A 16951-nucleotide genomic window follows, 5' to 3' on the forward strand; every position below is an offset into this window, starting at 1 on the left:
ACCGACGCCGCCGGTGCACCGGGGGTTGCCGTGGCCGGTGCACTGCCCGTGGTGGCAACGGGGGCGGTGACAGGGACCGGTGCCGGCGCATGCTCCAGCCGGTACCAGCGCCAGGCGGCCACCGCCAGCACGGCGACGACCAGCAATCCCCCCGCCGCCAGCCACACCGGCCGGCGCGATTCGGCGAACGGATCGTCCAGCAACCGGCGTGCGTTGGCGGGCACATGCGCCGTCTGCGACAGCGAGCCCCCCAGCCGCGTGTTGATGCGCATGCGGCCATTGATGGCCCAGCCGCTCGCGTCCAGGATCGGCCCCAGGCTGCGCTGGCGCAGCTTGAGCCACGCGATCAGCATGCTCGGCCCGGAAATGGCCAGCACGATGCCGACGAGCGCCAGCGGAATCCACACCCCCAGGTCCACGAACTTGCCGAAGATGCCCACCAGCACGGCGCTGATGCTGCCCAACGCCACGCCGATCGCCGCCACCGTGCCCACGTCGGTGCGGCGCCCGGGCTCCACCACGGTGGAGGCGGCGGGCGTGGTGCCGCCAGCCTTGAGCGGCGTGTTGGCCAATTGCCCGGCCGTGGCGCCCAGGGACTTTTCCACCCGCGCATCGCTGGCCGAGGCCCGCTTGGCCACCTGCTCCTCGATCATCCGCAGGAATTTCTTGTAGGGCGAGAAGAACGCCTGCGCGATGCTGGTCGGGTTCTCGATCAGCTTGGTGATGGTGGCGTCCCAGTCCTGGCCCTGCCGGTCGTAGAAGACGCCGTTGCGCCCCACGAACAGAAAGTCCACGTCGCCCGCCGTGAACGCCGCCACGATGGTCATCTTCTGTCCCTTGCGCGTGCAGTCGCAGTAGGCCAGGTAGGTCTTGGCCAGCCCAGCGAGCTTGGCGTGCTTGCCCGCATCCGCCACCTGCACGGTCAGGTCGCAGCTGCGCGCGTCCAGGTACAGCGTTCCGGCCTGGAAGATCGCGCCCTCGCGCTGGTAGAACGCCGAAAACGAGACGAAGTTGTTCAGCAGCACGAGCAGGTCGCGCCGAAAGCGCAGCAGCTTCTCGAGGTCCAGCATCTGTGTGTTGTGCGCCTTCTCGGCCTCGTCCTGCTCGATCAGGGCCATCACGCGCTCGCGCACGCCGCTCTCGTGCAACTGGCGGATGGCGTCGTCCTTGAGCGCATCCAGCCGGGTGGCCGGCTTGTCGGCCAGCCATTGCTGGCAGGGGGCCAGGGCCTTCTGCACCTGCTCCCATTCTTTTTCGGTCAGCGCCTCGGCGGGGCGGCCGAGCAGCGGCTCCACCGCTTGCTCCCGGAAGGTCTGCAGGGCCTGTGCCCAGGCGGGATTGGTGCCGCGCGCCAGGGGCAGGGCGCCATGGGGCGTGATGGGCGCCAGGGGCAGGGCGGCCACCGCGGGGGACGATGCATCCAGATCGACCCCCGCCATCGCGGCGTATTCCTCCTGTGTGGGGTTGAGTGCCGCCGCCGCGCGCGGATCGTAGGCGGCGAGCCGGGACCGCGCGAAGAAATCGTCGATCTTGTGCCGCACCGCGTTCATCGCCTGCGTGGCGGCGAGCGTGCGATCGCCGAGCGCCAGTCCGGCGGTGCGGTCATTGGCCTGGGCCGACCAGCCGTGCCATTTCGCCACCTCGGCAAAGAAGGCCTCGGCATGCGCGCGGTCCACCCCGTTCAGGGCCTCCTGGGCGACGCCTTTCACGGGTTTCTGCTCGATGGGCACGCTGCCGTGCGTGGCGATGATCTGCTCGATGGCCTCCCGCGCCGGGGTGTCGTCCTGCGCCGTGTCCGGCGTGATCGCGCCATCGCCGTTGAAGCGCATGGCGCTCAGCTGTTCGCTGCGTTCCAGCACCTGGGCCAGCGTGATGGTGGTGGCCTCGGGCTGGTCGGCCAGCGCGAGGATTCGCCGCGCCTGCGCCACCAGCGCGGCACCCTCGTCCGTGGTGGCGTCGATGGCCTCCAGATCCAGTGCATCGGCCGGCCGGGCCAGCAGGTCGGGGTCGCCCAGCCGGGCACAGGCCCAGGCGCAGGCCGCCAGCAGTTCTGGCGGGCGGATGCGCCCGTCCTTGTCGGTGTCGATCAGGTCCAGCGTGCGTGGGTCGAACTCGATGCCGCGCGTGGGGCAGGCCAGGGCCACCCAGAGTTTCTGGTCCAGCTCGGCCAGGTGGGCGATATCGGCGCCGGTGCGGATGGTGACCTGGTCCACGCCACCGGCGCGAAAGAATTGCCAGGTGTGGCGGTAGGCAGGCCCGCTGAGGGTCTGGGCAGCGGATGCGGGCGAAGTGAAATGGTTGGAAATCGGCGGCTGGGATTCCATGGAGCGAGGGCGGCGGACGCGGGTCGTAGCGAGGACGCCGGGCACGCAGACCGCTCCGGCGGACGAAGCGGCCCAGTTTAGAACGCAGAGGCGGCCACGTGTCCGCCTGCCTTGTCAGACAGCGCGCCGTTTTTCGTTTGCTATGAAATCGATAGCTACCGCCGCATGGTAGTCATGCGGTGAGGGGCCGAAAGACCCCAGGCCATCGATTCCTACTTGCGCACTTCGTCCACGAGCGCGCGGAAGTCGTCGATGTCCTCGAAGCTGCGGTACACGCTGGCAAAGCGGATGTAGGCCACTTTGTCCAGCTTCTTGAGCTCGCGCATCACCCACTCGCCGATCTGGCTGGAAGGCACTTCGCGCTGCCCCAGGTTGAGCAGCGTTTCCTCGATGCGCTCGATGGCGCTGTCGATCTGCACCGTGCTGACCGGGCGCTTGCGCAGCGCCAGGTTGAACGAGGCCAGCAGTTTGGCCCGCTCGTATTCGATGCGCCGGCCGTCCTTCTTCACGATGGACGGAAAGTTCACTTCCGGCCGCTCGTAGGTGGTGAAGCGCTTGTCGCACGCGCCGCACTGGCGGCGGCGGCGCACGAAATCCCCGTCCTCGGCCACCCGCGTTTCCACCACCTGCGTTTCGGGGTGGCTGCAGAAAGGGCACTTCATCGGAAGGCCCTCCCATCATGCCGGCGGAGAAGGGCCGCCGAGAGGGCCGAGGCTGGCGCCAGCGCCCGTTCTGCCCCGGTTGGGCCAGGGCAGGCGGCGCTGAGCGGAGAGCGGGGCATGGATCAGCCGTAGACGGGAAAGCGCGAGGTCAGCGCGTGCACCTTGGCCCGCACCGCGGCCAGGTTGGCCTCGTCGCGCGGGTTGTCCAGCACATCGGCCAGGAGATTGGCGGTGAGGCGCGTTTCCTCTTCCTTGAAGCCCCGCGTCGTGATGGCCGGCGTGCCCACGCGGATGCCGCTGGTCACCATCGGCTTCTCAGGGTCGTTGGGGATCGAGTTCTTGTTGATGGTGATGTGGGCGTTGCCCAGGGCGGCTTCGGCTTCCTTGCCGGTGATGCCCTTGGCGCGCAGGTCCACCAGCATCACGTGGCTCTCGGTTCGGCCGCTCACGATGCGCAGGCCGCGCTCGATCAGCGTTTCGGCGAACACCTTGGCGTTCTTGGCGACCTGTTCCTGGTAGGCCTTGAAGCCCGGCTCCAGCGCTTCCTTGAAGGCCACGGCCTTGGCGGCGATCACGTGTTCCAGCGGGCCGCCTTGCAGGCCGGGGAAGATGGCGCTGTTGATGGCCTTCTCGTGCTCGGACTTCATCAGGATGATGCCGCCGCGCGGGCCGCGCAGGCTCTTGTGCGTGGTGGAGGTGACCACGTCGGCATGGGGCACGGGGTTGGGGTACTGGCCCGCGACCACGAGGCCGGCGTAGTGGGCGATGTCCACCCAGAAGATCGCGCCGATTTCCTTGGCGATCTTTGCGAAGCGCTCGAAGTCGATGCGCAGGGAATAGGCCGATGCGCCGGCGATGATCAGCTTGGGCTTGTGTTCACGGGCCTTCGCTTCGAGCGCGTCGTAGTCGATCTCTTCCTTGTCGTTGAGGCCGTACGAGACGATGTTGAACCACTTGCCGCTCATGTTCAGCGGCATGCCGTGCGTCAAGTGGCCGCCTTCGGCCAGGCTCATGCCGAGGATGGTGTCGCCGGGCTTGAGGAAGGCCAGCAGCACGGCCTGGTTGGCCTGCGAGCCGGAGTTGGGCTGCACGTTGGCGGCTTCGGCACCGAAGAGCTTCTTCACGCGGTCGATGGCCAATTGCTCGACCACGTCCACGTTCTCGCAGCCGCCGTAGTAGCGCTTGCCGGGATAGCCTTCGGCGTACTTGTTGGTGAGCTGCGAGCCCTGGGCGGCCATGACGGCGGGGGAGGCATAGTTTTCGCTGGCGATCAGCTCGATGTGCTGTTCCTGGCGAACGTTTTCGGCCTGGATGGCGGCCCAGATTTCAGGGTCGGCCTGGCTGACGAGGATATTGCGTTGGTACATGTTGGCAGTCCTATGAACTGGTGTCCCTTGAAACAAGGGCTGCCCAGGCGAACGGCGGAACACAGCAGGCCTTTCAGCCCGTGCGGCACGCTCCCCAGTGGTTCACAGGGGGTGAACCCCTGTCGGTTTCCACGTCAGCGGCGGCAGTGGAGTGCCGCGCCTATCGCCAGTTGCGTACCCCGCGAGTGTAGCTGACCGCACCGGGCCTGGCGCCCGAGGATGTGAATCGATGCCCCAAGTCGGGCACCGTCGGTTCAAAGGTCGGAGAGAAGCGCCACCTTGTCGGCGCTGGCCTTGGGGGCTTCCGCTTCGGCGGCCGCCTTGGCGGGAACGGTCTGTGCCGGCGCCTGCGTGGAGAGCATCGGCGGGGCAGCCGGCGTGGCGGGAGCAGGCGGTTGCAACGGCACCGAGCGGCCGCTGGCCACCTGGCGCAGGCGGAAGTGCTCGGCCAGCACCTTGGCGGCGTACCCGCCATCGTCGGGCAGATTGGCCGCGCCGACGTAATAGCGCAAGCCGCCTTCGAGGGACCCGGCGCGGGTGATGCATTCCTGCAGCACCTTCACGCCCACGCGCAGGTTGCTCACCGGATCGAAGGCCGCGAAGTGGCCACCGAAATTCTGGTACTTGTCGGTGTGCACATTCGTCATGACCTGCATCAGGCCCTGGGCGCCCACCGCGCTCTGGGCGAAGGGGTTGAAGCTCGATTCCACGGCCATGATCGACAGGATCAACGTGGGGTCCAGCTTGGTCTTGCCGCCGATTTCATAGGCTTCGGCCACCAGCACTGCCAAAGGCTCCGGCGCCACACGGTACTTCTTGCTGAGCCAGTAGGTGACGGCTGCCTGCTCCTTGGGCAGTTCCTTCGGATTGCTCGCCGTGGCGCGCTCGCTGGCTTCCGGCTCGATGGGCGTGCCCATGACCGCGACCTGGCGGGCTTGCAGCCAGCCCATCAGCTTTTCTTCTCCGGTCTGGCGCAGGTCGGGACGCGCGGTCAAAGTGATGACGGCAAAAGCGACAGCCAGGCCAAGGAGAGCGAAGCTGCTGTGGGTGATTTCAAGAAAACCGTCGATCACATCGGATGCGAACGTTCGCAATCCGGCGACCACTGTTCCTAACGCTGTCATGTAGCTTTTCCTTTCTGAGTCGAGGCCTGAGCAAGGTGGCCCACAAGGGGCCAGGCCGTGCCAGGCATCTCGCCTGGATTGGTACGCCATCAGGTTCGCATTGCCTCCGGAGAGCGTTCAATGACCGAACTGACTTAGCCGGGATCGGCAGCGGATGGAAGATCGTCAACCCCGTTTTTCAGGGCTCGCGGATTCTAGGAGGGCTCTTAATACAGAGTCAATACTAACAAAACCGATCGTTAGATCAATTCGATCTTAAAAATCTGGTAGGAAACACAGGTTTATAGGGTGCATCGGCACTCTTGCATGAGGCATCGTTACCGCTTCTGCAGCCCCGCCGTGATGAATGCAATCGAGGCATGGAGGGCGATTGAAAATCCAGCTTGTGGTGGTCCGCCAACTTGGCTAAAGTGGCCTTGCCTGAGTGATTCAGGCATCGCCGGACGAAGCGGAGCCGCCCTCCAGACGCATGCAGTGCACTGAAGGTGACTGGTCAAACTTCCAAGGCAGACCCCGGAGGCAATACCTTGCCTCCTGCCCCGTGGACGTTCAAGCTCCAGGGTGCAAATGATGGCAAAAGACCGTTGTGTCAGCCGTCAAGCCCGGTGCGGATCGACAGATCCCACCGGGCTTTCTTTTTTGCGACTGGTTACATGTTGACCCGGCCGATTTCTGCTCGAATCCCATGATCTGTGCAATGAAAACCGGACTCTGACGTGCCCCTGCAAGCGCTTTCGATCATCAAAAACCTGTGGGTGCGCCGCGTGGCGTGGACGTTGCTGGCTTGGCTGGGATTCTGGGCGCTGGCCTGGGCCGTGGTTCCGACCGTGCTGCGCTACGTGCTGCACAACACGGTGTCCGAGCAATTGGGGCGAGAACTGTCTGTCGGGAAGATCGATTTCAAGCCATGGACCCTGGAGCTGGAACTGCGGGATCTGAGGATGGCTGCAGACACTTCGGGCAAGGAGCCCCAGTTAGAAATTCAGCGCCTCTATATAGATGCAGAACTGCAGTCCCTTTGGCATCTGGCGCCGGTGATCGACGCGCTGCAGATCGATGGACCCACATTGCGTCTGTCGCGCACGTCGGCTGGGCAGACCGACTTCGATGACCTGCTGAAAAAGTTCTCGACACCATCCTCGGCGACGGCCGAGCCCGATGCGCAGCCCCAGCGGTTTTCGTTCTACAACATCGTGGTGAGGGACGGTGCCGTGGATTTCGGCGATGCGCCACAAAAACGGGTCCACACCGTGCGTGGATTTTCCCTGAGCGTGCCGTTTCTGAGCAATCTGCCCGCGGACCGCACCGTGAAGGTCGCGCCCCATCTCGCCTTTCAACTGAACGGTACGGCGTTCACGACCGGGGCCCAGAGCACGCCATTTCTGGACAGCCGGGACACCGAAGCCACGCTGCAATTCAAGGGGTTGGATCTGCAGCCGTTCCTGGCCTACCTTCCTCCCGCCATGCCGGTACGCATCGAGCAAGGCACGCTGGACGCCGATCTGCGGCTGACGTTCCAGAAACAGTCCGAACCTGCTCTTTCGGTGAGCGGCGTGGTGCAGGTCCATGGTGCACGCGTGAGCGATCGACAGGGTGGCCCACTGCTGTCGTTCGACATGGTCACCGCCCAGGTGGCGGCGCTGCAGCCTTTCCAGCGGAAGGTGCATGTGGCTTCGCTGGAGTGGCGCGGGCCGCATGCGACGGTGCGGCGTGACCGGGAAGGGCGCATGGCCTTGCTGGGCGGTGCGGCGCAAGACCAGAATGCCACGAAGGCGGGGACCAATGCGGCTCATGATGCACCGTGGGATGTGGTGGTGGATCGGGTGGCCATCAATGGGGGGCAGGTGGACTGGCTGGACGATGGGACAGCAGTGCCCGCCCGCATCTCGGCCCGCGACCTGCGGGTGCGCGCGACCCGGCTGGCCTTGCCACTCACCCGGCCAGTGCAGTTCACTGCGGATGCGCGGCTGTCGTCCGAAGCGGGGAGCGACGCCGCGACCTTGTCGCTTCAAGGGGAGGTGCTGGCGCAATCGGGCCGCGTGGCCGTGTCCGCCCGGGGCTGGCCGTTGTCCATGGCCCGGCCATACCTGGCCAACCTCGTCCAGCCCCAACTGGACGGAACGCTGGATTCCGATGGGGGCATCGCCTGGAACGGCTCCGCGTGGGCGGCAAAGATCGCGAAGCTGTCGGTGGACCGCGCCGAATGGGCCTGTGCTCCGGCTGGTCGGGACTGCCCAGCGGGGACCGCCACGGTCTCGGGCCTGCGCAACAACGCGGCCTGGGCTGAAATCGGCCGCATCGAGGTCGAGGATGCGTTGATCCGGATGCCGCAGCGCACCGTTGCCATCGCGCGGGTGGCGACATCGCAGCCCAAAGTGCGCCTGGAGCGTACTGGGGACGGGCGCTGGATGGTGGAGCGCTGGCTGACGACGGTGCCCGACACCGCAGGGAAAGGCCGTGTGCCAGTCACCGCCGCAACGCGCACGGATGCAGCCCCCGGCTGGAGCGTGCAACTGGCCGAAGTGTCGGTGGACGGTGGAGCGCTGGCGTTCAACGATGCGGCCAAGGCACAGCCTGTGGCGGTAATGCTCGACACCTTCCAGATGTGTGCCAAGGGCTTGGCATGGCCTGTGAATGCCGGCGCACCTCCAGTGTCGTTGTCGCTATCGGCACGCCTTGGGGCCGGGCGGACAGATCCCGGCAACCTGGCCTATGAAGGAACGGTGCAGATGACGCCCCTGTTGGCACAGGGCAAGGTGCAGGCGTCCCGCCTGCCACTGCATCCCTTCAAGCCGTATGTGGACAACCCGTTGGCGGTCGATGTCGTGCGTGCCCTCGGCAGCTTCAATGGCGAGGTGCGTTATGCCGCGCAAACCGACGGCCCGGACGTCGGCGTGCGGGGCAATGCCGCACTGGACGAGGTGCGGGTGAGGGCCCTGGCCGTTCGCCCAGCCGCGAATGGACCGGCCGACGGGGCTGCACCCATCCGTGGGGAAGAACTGCTGAACTGGAAGTCGCTGGCCCTGCAGGGGGTGGATTTCACCCTGGCGCCCGGAAAGCCAACCGCGCTCGACGTCAAGGAAACGGCGTTGAGCGACTTTTTTGCCCGCATCATCGTTCAGCCGAATGGGCGCATCAATCTGCAGGACCTTGCTCAGCCTGCCCAGGGGCCACCCGGTGGATCGGCAGCAGCGGAGGCTTCCCCCGACATCACCCCAGCGGCTGGCTCGACGCCGCCCCAGGCCACCAAGCCGGCAATGGCGCCAGTCATGCGTTTCGGCCCCGTGGTGCTCACTGGCGGTTCGGTGCGTTTTACCGATTCGTTCGTTCGGCCCAACTATTCAGCGGACCTGAGCGAATTGAATGGTCGCCTGGGGGCTTTTGCGTCCGCGCCCTCCGCCGAGGGCGGTGAGCCCGCCATGGCCGAACTTCAACTGCGCGGACGGGCGCAGGGCTCGGCCTCGCTCGACATCACGGGGCGCCTGAATCCGCTGGCCAAGCCCTTGGCACTGGACATCCAAGGCCGGATGCGCGATCTGGAACTGCCGCCGCTTTCGCCCTACAGCATCAAATACGCGGGCCATGGCATCGAGCGGGGCAAGCTGAGCATGGACGTCAACTATCGTGTTCTGCCAGATGGTCAATTGACGGCCAGCAACAAGCTCGTGCTGAATCAATTGCGTTTTGGCGAGCCGGTGGAGGGCGCTCCGGCCAGTTTGCCCGTGCGCCTGGCCGTTGCCTTGCTGGCTGACCGAAATGGTGTGATCGACGTGGAACTGCCGATCAATGGCTCGCTGAACGACCCCCAGTTCCGCCTGGGGCCGGTGATTTTTCGCGCGGTGGGCAACTTGGTGATGAAGGCGATCACTTCGCCGTTTTCATTGCTGGCCGGATGGATGGGGGGCAGTTCTGAGCTGGATCGCGTCAACTTCGCCCCGGGCAGCGCGGCCCTGGACGATGAAGCCCGAAAGACGCTCGACAAGATCGGGCAGGCACTCTCGGACCGACCGGGACTGAACATGACCGTCGCCGGGCACGCTCAGCGAGAAGCCGAACAAGAGGGCTGGAAACGGGCCGCGCTGCAGTCCCGGGTGGCGGCACAAGCGCGCCGCATGGCTGCGCGGGGCGATCAAGCGCCCTCGGAACCCCAGGCGCCTGCGCCGGGTTCTCCGCAGTACGCTGACTCGCTCAAGGAGGTGTATCGCCGCACCGACATGGCCAAGCCCCGCAATCTGGTCGGCATGGCGAAGGATTTGTCCGTGCCAGAAATGGAAGCCTTGTTATTGGCGGACATGGCAATTCCCGATGAGGCGATGAGAGAGCTGGCACAGGCACGGGCAGTGGCGGTCCGTGACTACCTGGCGGGGCGGCAAGTCGCGCTGGGGCGATTGTTCGTCGGCGCACCGAAAATCGATTCGGAGAGTGCGAACGGGGCGCCCCACGCAGAACTTACTTTGTCCACTCGCTGAAAGGGCGCATCCGGTGGAAACAAGCTTTTTCATCCATCCATGGCCGTGGGCTACATTGCCGTATTGCAGTCGCAGCGCTGCACCCCATATTCAGCGCTCCAGTGTCTGAACCATGGCCCCGTGTGCCCGCTGAGTCCGAATAAAAACGCCCCATGTAGGGGACTTGCTAAAACCGGGCGAAAATAGCGCCCTTGTCGGCGGCGTCATCTGCGCTGCCTGTAGGCGCTGGCTCCTCGGCCACGGCCTTTTACCCCCTGAATCCATGTTTCCCTTTTCTTCTCGCAACAAAATGTCTGACGCACCCGAAGTGAACCCGGCCCCGGCCAAGCACACCGAGCCGCATCCCTTGGATGCGCTGACGGGCGGCGCGTTTTCCGCCGCGACCTCGGGAGAGAGGGCATCGCGCATTCGCGAATGGCTGCAGACCCAGCCGTCGGCGGAGCAGTTGCAGGAGGTGTTCAAGGAACTGAGTGGGCGCGACAAGGGCGCAGCCCGTGCTGTTCGCGAGCGCCTCGATGAAATCCGGCGTGCCAAGGGCCAGGAGGCGATCGCTGCCGAGTGGGCCGAAAAGGCGCAGGGCTTGCTGGCTGCTGCCAAGCTGAACATTGCCGACGCGCTGGCTTGGCAGCGCGACGCGGCCAAGGCGGGAGCCCCTTTGTCGCGGGAACCTTTGGCATCGCTCAAGGTGCAATTGGCAGAGCGCATGAAGGTCATCGAAGATCTGCAGCACCGTGTGCAGGTGCAGCGCGAGGCCGCAGTGTTGCTGGCCCAGCGCATCGAGGTGCTGTCCACCAAGCCCTGGCGTGATGCGCAGGCCGCATTGGAGGCGCTGCGCACCGACGTGGGCCGTTGGCAGCAACAGGCGCAGGAACTGACGGACGACCCATCCTGGGCCAGCGTGGAAGCTCGCTTCCCGCCGTTGCTGGATGCTTCGCGCACTCAGTTGCTCGTGGTGTGGGATGCATTCCAGCCGGCGGTCGCGCAGGCGGTTGCTGCGTCGGAAGATCCTGCGGCAGCGTTGCCCCCGGTGCCCGTGTGGGCGGATGAGCTTCGGGTGGCGCGTGGCCAACCATCGGAAGCCGCAGCCGCGGCACAGCCGGCCGTGCGGCCTCCCGCACGCTCCAAGGTGGATCCTGAAGTGCGAGACAAGGCGGTGCAGTCCGTGCGCGACGCATTGGGCAAACTGGAGCGTGAGACAGCGGAAGGCCACGGCAAAGCCAGCGCAGGCGCTGCAGCCGCGCTGCGCAGCGTGCTGAAAACCCATGGCAAGCACATTGATGCGGCACTGGAGCAGCAGGTGCACACCGCTTTGGTTGCGGCGGGTGAACTCGAAGGCTGGCAGCGCTGGAGCGCGGACCAGGTTCGGGAAGATCTGGTGGCCCGTGCGGAAGGGTTGCTGCAACGTCCCGAAGGCCAAGCTTTGGGCGGTCGCAAGATGCAGGAAACGCTGCGCCAGTTGCGCGAGCAGTGGAAACAGGCCGACCAAGGGGGGCCGGCCAACCATGCGCTGTGGAAAAAAATTCGACGAGGCGTGCAATGCAGCCCACAAGGTGGTCGAGGCTTGGCTGGAAAAGGTGCGTGCCGATGCGGCTGAACACAAAGCCCAGCGTGTGGCCTTGCTGGACGAGGTGAAGGCTTGGACGGCGGCCCAGGCAACGGCCGGGCAGCCCGACTGGAAAGCGGTCAACCGTGCGCTCCACCAGTTCGGCGATCGGTGGCGCGATGGCGGTCATGTCAGCGAAAAGGTGTTTGCTGAACTGCAGCCCCAATGGAAAGAAGCCATGGCCGCCGCCGCCGCGCCGCTCGAAACCGCGCAGAAGGACAGCCTGGCACGTCGGCACGCGCTGATCGATGAGGCAATCGCATTGGGGGCTGCGCCGACACTGCGGGTCGACGCGGTGAAGGCACTGCAGCAGCGCTGGCAGGCCGAAGCGCAGTCCGTGCCACTGGACCGCAAGCACGAACAGAAATTGTGGGATGCCTTCCGCAAGCCCATTGACGAAGCGTTCAATCGCAAATCCGCTGATCGCGACAAGATGGCTGGCGAGATCAGCGCCCGAGACCGCGTCGTTTTGGAAGCCTCCAAGGCGCTGGAGGAAGCGAATGCCAGCGGCGATGCGCAAAAGATCCGTGGCGCAATGGTCGCTCTGGAGGCTGCGCTGCGTGGACAGGCATTGGCCAATGAAGCGGCAGCATCCGCTGCGCAGAACAGGCCAGCTACCGCGTCGGACAACGTGACTTCCGCACCCGCAGAGGGGGCCGCGGCTTCGGAAGGGGAGGGGGCCGATGCAGATCAGGCTCCGCCGCCTGCCGCGGCGCCGAAGCCTGCGCCACGTCCCGTGGTGGCTGTGCGTGGCGACGATCGCCCGGGTATGAAAAAAGATGCGCCTGCACTGCCGGGCCGTCCAGCACGGCCGGGAGACCGCAAAGACGGACGAGGTCCGCGCGATGCCTCCGGCCCGGGCAGGGGTGGCGATGCGCGGGGCGACCGGTTCGGGGATCGGGGTGATCGGTTTGGGGACCGTTCGGAAGCCCGCGGTCCTCGCCTGGGCGACAGTGCTTTCCGTGCCCAGCGCGAGGCACTCGAACATGCGCAACTCACACTGCGCAAACTGGCTGCGCAAGCGCATGGCGAGGCACTCACCCAACTGATTGCTGCTTGGCAAAAACGTGACGCAGCCCAGTTGCCCAGCGTGCAGGAACTGGGAGTACAAGCGTCCGTCCGCTCTGCATGGACCCAGGCGGTTTCTGCCGCGCCCCAAGGGGATGCATCGGAGGCTTTGCTGAGGCTGGAAATGGCGGCCGAAGTGCCGACCCCTGCGGAGCAGTTGCAGGCCCGCCGTGCACTCCAACTCCAGTTGCTCACGCGCCGAAACGATCCCACGCCCGTCCAGACGTGGGGCCAGGATGTGGCCCGGGTGCTTGCAAGTGCAACCGACGAAACCAGCGCCCGCAGGTTGCAGAACGCGTTGAAGACCCTGCTGCGTAAATAAGCGCGAATACAGCAAGGCCGTTTGGCCCAACCGGCCTTGCTGTTCTACCAACCCGCCAATGGAGAACTGCGGGTTGGTGGTTGGCAGAAGGCTCCAGCCTCCGGTCGCGTAGCCACGCCGATGGCGGAGCGGCTCATCACGGAATGAGCCTAGCCATGACATCAGATTCATGGCGCATCGGGCAAAAAAAAAGCCGCTGTTTTCACAGCGGCTTTTTTGAATTTGGTGCCCAGGAGAGGACTCGAACCTCCACGATGTTACTCGCTAGTACCTGAAACTAGTGCGTCTACCAATTCCGCCACCTGGGCATTTCAGGAAAGACTCGAATTATAGAGTCTTTTTTTGAAGGCTCTGGCTGAGTTGCAAAATTTATTGTTGCGACCATGCCATGCGCCGGGAATGCGGACAATAAAAAAAAGCCGCTTCAAAAAGAAGCGGCTTTTTTGGCCGACAACCCTGCAGGTTGTCGTTAAACTTGGTGCCCAGGAGAGGACTCGAACCTCCACGATGTTACTCGCTAGTACCTGAAACTAGTGCGTCTACCAATTCCGCCACCTGGGCATTTCAGGAAAGACTCAGATTGTATATCAAAAAAAACGACCCCTGGCGCACCTGCTGCGCGCAATGAAGACGAGATCGAAGGCAGTGTGCAGGGGCATCGCGACGGGCATGGATTTGTGCAGCGAGACGATGGCGAATCCGATATCTATATTCCCCCCAACGAGATGCGTGCCGTGCTCCATAAGGATCGCGTGCGTGTCCGGATCGTTCGCCAGGATCGCCGGGGCCGTCCGGAAGGGCGCGTGGTTGAAATCGTCGAGCGGCCCGACCAGCCCATCATCGGGCGATTGCTTCAAGAGAGCGGTGTCTGGCTCGTGGCCCCGGAAGACAAGCGCTATGGCCAGGATGTTTTGATCCCCAAAGGGGCCACTGGAACGGCAAAACCAGGGCAGGTGGTCGTGGTTCAACTGACGGAGCCGCCAGCCCTGTTCGGGCAGCCGGTTGGCCGAATCACCGAGGTCCTGGGCGAGGTGGACGATCCAGGCATGGAGATCGAGATCGCGGTGCGCAAATACGGCGTGCCGCACGAATTTTCGGCCGATGCTTTGGCGCAGGCCAAAGCACTGCCCGATAAGGTCCGCGCGCAGGACAAGCGCAGCCGGGTAGACCTGACGGACGTGCCGCTGGTCACCATCGATGGCGAAGACGCGCGCGATTTCGACGATGCCGTGTACTGCGAGCCAACCAAGGTTGGCCGCGCCAAGGGGTGGCGACTGCTGGTGGCGATCGCGGATGTGAGCCATTACGTGGAGACTGGCAGTGCGATCGATATCGACGCTTATGACCGGGCGACGAGCGTCTATTTCCCACGGCGCGTAATTCCCATGCTGCCCGAGAAACTGTCCAACGGTCTGTGCTCGCTGAATCCCGAGGTGGAGCGCCTTTGCATGGTGTGCGACATGCTCATCACGGCCAAGGGCGACGTGCATGCATACCAGTTCTACCCCGCGGTGATGTTCAGCCACGCCCGCTTCACCTACACCGAGGTGGCCGCCATCTTGGCCAACACCCGTGGACCGGAGGCGACGAAGCGCAAGCCCCGCGTCAAAGACCTGCTCAATCTGCACGATGTCTACAGGGCCCTGTTGGCTGCGCGGCATGTGCGCGGTGCCGTGGATTTCGAAACGACCGAGACGCAGATCATTTGCGATGACAACGGCCGCATCGAGAAGATCGTGCCACGCACCCGCAATGACGCGCACCGCCTCATCGAAGAAGCCATGTTGGCTGCCAATGTCTGCAGCGCCGATTTCATCGCGCAAGGTGGGCAGCCTGGCTTGTTCCGAGTGCATGAAGGGCCGACGCCTGAAAAGCAGGAGATCCTGCGCAATTACCTCAAGGCCATGGGGGTGGGCATGTCGATCGGCGACGATCCGAAGCCTGGCGACTTCCAAGCCATTGCCGACGCCACCAAGGACCGCCCCGACGCTCAGCAGATCCATACGATGTTGCTGCGATCGATGCAGCAAGCCATCTATACGCCGATCAACAGCGGCCATTTCGGGCTTGCATTCGAGGCCTATACCCACTTCACCAGCCCGATACGCCGTTACCCCGATCTGCTGGTTCATCGGGTGATCAAGGCCATCCTCGGTAAAACAAAATACCGGCTGCCGGCATTGCCCACGCCTGGCGAAGCCCATGCCAAGCTGGCCAAGCGCCTGGCTGCGCGCGTCGCTGCGCCCACCATGCAGCCGCGAAAGGAGGCTCCGGCAAGCACCCGGGAAACGCAGGCCTGGGAAGCGGCAGGGCTGCACTGCAGCGCCAATGAGCGCCGGGCGGACGAGGCCAGCAGGGATGTCGAGGCTTGGCTCAAATGCAAGTACATGCGTGAGCACCTGGGCGAGGAGTACAGCGGCGTGGTCAGCGCAGCCACCAGCTTCGGCATCTTCGTGACGTTGGACGCCATGTATGTCGAAGGCCTCGTGCATATCACTGAGCTGGGTGGCGAGTATTTCAAGTTCGACGAGGCCCGCCAGGAATTGCGCGGCGAACGCACTGGAATACGCTATGCGATCGGCTCGCGCGTAAGGGTGCAGGTGAGCCGGGTGGATCTCGATGGCCGCAAGATCGATTTCCGGCTCATGCGTGAAGGTGAAGACCTTGCGCCCCCTCGGCCGACAAAAGGCAAGGCAACCGCGGGCGCCGGCTCCTCCGACAGCCGGGCTGCGAACACTGCGAGCGGCTCGAACAGAAAATCCTCCAGCAAATCGGCTACCCGGGTGTCGACTGACGAGCGTTCCTCGCGCAAGCAGTCGCCCAAGGCCGCCGGAAAGCGTGCGGGACCTCCCGCCAAGGGCCGCAAATCCCGCAGATGAGCGTTACCACGCCGCTACGTTTAACAATAATCCCATGAGGAATGGTTGATGAGTGATTCATCCAGAGTGGCCATCGTGACCGGCGCCGGATCAGGCATTGGCAAAGCCGCTGCGTTGGCCTTGTTGAAGGACGGATGGCGTGTGGTTCTCGCAGGACGCCGGGAATCGCTGTTGCATGCCGTGATTGCCGAAGCCGGTGCAGCGGGGCGATCCTTGGCGGTTCCCACGGACGTTGCGGATCCCATTGCCGTTCGGGCCTTGTTCGACCGAGCAGTGGAGGCTTTCGGGCGAGTGGATTTGCTGTTCAATAACGCTGGCGTCGGCGCGCCTGCTGTGCCCATTGACGAGTTGCCGCTGGAGCAGTGGCACAAGGTGGTCGGCACTAATCTCAATGGCATGTTCTATTGCCTGCAGCAAGCCTTTCGTGTGATGAAGGCGCAGCAACCGTCAGGCGGTCGCATCATCAATAACGGTTCCATCTCGGCGCACGTTCCACGGCCCCATTCGATTGCCTACACAGCCACGAAGCACGCAGTCTCTGGACTCACCAAAACCGCGTCGTTGGACGGCCGGAAATACGATATTGCAGTGGGTCAGATCGATGTAGGCAATGCGGGGACGGAACTTGCCCAGCGCATGACGCAAGGGGTACAGCAGGCAAACGGGCAGATAGCGGCTGAACCGTTGATGGACGTGGACATCGTCGGCCAGTCGGTGCTCTACATGGCCAATTTGCCGCTGGAGGCCAATGTGATGTTCCACACGGTAATGGCCACCAAGATGCCATTTGCCGGGCGAGGCTGAAGCCTTCCTATCGAGAGGGTTGGAGCCGCGAGTTCCGGCCTCTACTCCCTTTAAGCCACCGAAGGCGAAAGATTACCGATGGTGAAGTCGGAGCAGCGAAGTGGCGAGTTGTTCATCGATGACGCAGCTGCTCCTGCCCGTTCTGTACCCAGGGAAATGGTGTTTTGCCCCACTGGAGGCTGGATCGCATCGGTGGAGGAGAAAGCCACATTCTGCTCAGGTCTGCGCTCTTGGTATGTGGACAGGAAGGGCCAGGATTTACGGGTCATTTCTATCTCCTAGAGAAGTGCAGGCGCCGGATTGAGGATGCTTGTTGCCAAGCATTCGGC

The 16951-nt window shown here is 64.3% G+C and carries 8 protein-coding genes, 2 tRNA genes, 1 pseudogene and 1 riboswitch; of the genes and pseudogenes, 4 read left to right on the top strand and 7 right to left on the bottom strand.

Translation table 11 applies throughout. From position 1 onward, the window contains the following. From AC27IQ_RS03530 to AC27IQ_RS03545, 4 genes are all read right to left on the bottom strand, one after another. The coding region (locus AC27IQ_RS03530) for a hypothetical protein (RefSeq protein ID WP_487088235.1) at positions 1 to 2324 on the bottom strand (2324 nt) is incomplete at its 3' end. 212 nt (positions 2325 to 2536) lie between these two features. Continuing rightward, positions 2537 to 2986: a transcriptional regulator NrdR gene (gene nrdR, locus AC27IQ_RS03535; protein WP_272563964.1), complete on the bottom strand. Its 450-nt coding sequence runs from the start codon at positions 2984 to 2986 to the stop codon at positions 2537 to 2539. Between the two features lie 122 nt (positions 2987 to 3108). Beyond that, positions 3109 to 4353 (bottom strand): serine hydroxymethyltransferase, encoded by a 1245-nt coding sequence (gene glyA / locus AC27IQ_RS03540; RefSeq protein WP_284428734.1) that lies wholly within the window; start codon positions 4351 to 4353, stop codon positions 3109 to 3111. Positions 4354 to 4387: 34 nt separating this feature from the next. Next, a riboswitch (ZMP/ZTP riboswitch) is annotated at positions 4388 to 4537 on the bottom strand. Positions 4538 to 4607: 70 nt separating this feature from the next. Beyond that, positions 4608 to 5477 (bottom strand): lytic transglycosylase domain-containing protein, encoded by an 870-nt coding sequence (locus AC27IQ_RS03545; protein WP_487088238.1) that lies wholly within the window; start codon positions 5475 to 5477, stop codon positions 4608 to 4610. A 716-nt stretch (positions 5478 to 6193) separates the two neighbouring features. Between AC27IQ_RS03545 and AC27IQ_RS03550 the strand changes: the two genes are divergently transcribed. Then, the gene (locus tag AC27IQ_RS03550; RefSeq protein ID WP_487088240.1) at positions 6194 to 9946 is read left to right on the top strand and encodes a DUF748 domain-containing protein; all 3753 of its coding nucleotides are present in this window, start codon (positions 6194 to 6196) and stop codon (positions 9944 to 9946) included. Between the two features lie 262 nt (positions 9947 to 10208). After that, positions 10209 to 12939 (top strand): annotated as a pseudogene (locus AC27IQ_RS03555) (DUF349 domain-containing protein). A gap of 223 nt (positions 12940 to 13162) precedes the next feature. Here the strand turns inward: AC27IQ_RS03555 and AC27IQ_RS03560 are convergent. Next, positions 13163 to 13247, bottom strand: a tRNA-Leu gene (locus AC27IQ_RS03560). A gap of 168 nt (positions 13248 to 13415) precedes the next feature. Then, positions 13416 to 13500, bottom strand: a tRNA-Leu gene (locus tag AC27IQ_RS03565). 23 nt (positions 13501 to 13523) lie between these two features. On the opposite strand from AC27IQ_RS03565, the gene rnr reads away from it, so the two are divergent. Together rnr and AC27IQ_RS03575 are read left to right on the top strand one after the other, a co-directional pair. Further along, a complete protein-coding gene (rnr, locus tag AC27IQ_RS03570) occupies positions 13524 to 15818 on the top strand; it encodes a ribonuclease R (RefSeq protein ID WP_487088263.1) in 2295 nt (764 codons plus the stop codon). 48 nt (positions 15819 to 15866) lie between these two features. Continuing rightward, the gene (locus tag AC27IQ_RS03575; RefSeq protein WP_317357499.1) at positions 15867 to 16622 is read left to right on the top strand and encodes an SDR family oxidoreductase; all 756 of its coding nucleotides are present in this window, start codon (positions 15867 to 15869) and stop codon (positions 16620 to 16622) included. A gap of 50 nt (positions 16623 to 16672) precedes the next feature. Here AC27IQ_RS03575 and AC27IQ_RS03580 read toward each other — a convergent pair whose 3' ends face one another. Next, a complete protein-coding gene (locus tag AC27IQ_RS03580; protein WP_487088242.1) occupies positions 16673 to 16891 on the bottom strand; it encodes a hypothetical protein in 219 nt (72 codons plus the stop codon). Between the last annotated feature and the right edge of the window lie 60 nt (positions 16892 to 16951).

Source organism: Acidovorax sp. KPB24-07, assembly GCF_057543315.1.

Bases quoted from the DNA above. Each gene is read 5' to 3' on its own strand.
- nrdR (WP_272563964.1), bottom strand. From the start codon at position 2,986: ATGAAGTGCCCTTTCTGCAGCCACCCCGAAACGCAGGTGGTGGAAACG.
- glyA (WP_284428734.1), bottom strand. From the start codon at position 4,353: ATGTACCAACGCAATATCCTCGTCAGCCAGGCCGACCCTGAAATCTGG.
- AC27IQ_RS03545 (WP_487088238.1), bottom strand. From the start codon at position 5,477: ATGACAGCGTTAGGAACAGTGGTCGCCGGATTGCGAACGTTCGCATCC.
- AC27IQ_RS03575 (WP_317357499.1), top strand. From the start codon at position 15,867: ATGAGTGATTCATCCAGAGTGGCCATCGTGACCGGCGCCGGATCAGGC.
- AC27IQ_RS03580 (WP_487088242.1), bottom strand. From the start codon at position 16,891: ATGACCCGTAAATCCTGGCCCTTCCTGTCCACATACCAAGAGCGCAGA.